Origin of the sequence: Cognatundibacterium luofuense, assembly GCF_018139685.1 — a bacterium.
Taxonomy (GTDB): domain Bacteria; phylum Pseudomonadota; class Gammaproteobacteria; order Burkholderiales; family Burkholderiaceae_D; genus Undibacterium; species Undibacterium luofuense.
Genome location: NZ_JAGSPN010000303.1, coordinates 1 through 359, shown reverse-complemented (window position 1 = coordinate 359; position 359 = coordinate 1). Strand labels below are relative to the sequence as shown.

Annotated in this window: 1 protein-coding gene; it reads left to right on the top strand. The window is 49.6% G+C overall.

All coding sequences use genetic code 11. The annotated features are described in order from the left end of the window. On the top strand, nucleotides 1-257 hold a 257-nt coding region (locus tag KDM89_RS20520), incomplete at its 5' end, for a DUF2889 domain-containing protein (protein ID WP_212689707.1). Between the last annotated feature and the right edge of the window lie 102 nt (nucleotides 258-359).

Sequence of the window (359 nt, the reverse complement as noted above, 5' to 3'; positions counted from 1 at the left end):
AGGGCGTCAAAGAGCGACTATCCGGTACCAATGGGTGTACGCACCTCACAGAGTTAGCACAGATTCTACCTACCGCAGCAATTCAAGCATTCGCCGGTGACGTGATCGATACACGTGACGCCGCCAGCAATTCCACTGATTCCAACCAGCCTTTCCAGTTAGACCGCTGCCACGCATTGCGTCTGGATGGACCGGCCGTTGTTCAGTATTACCCGCGTTGGGCGAAATCTTCGCCTGATGCAAAATCACCCAGCTAGTTTGTTTAATTATTATTTATACCTCAGTGTCTGAAGGGAAGTCGTATGAAAATCCATGAGTATCAGGGTAAAGAAATCCTCCGCAAATACGGAGTGACCGTA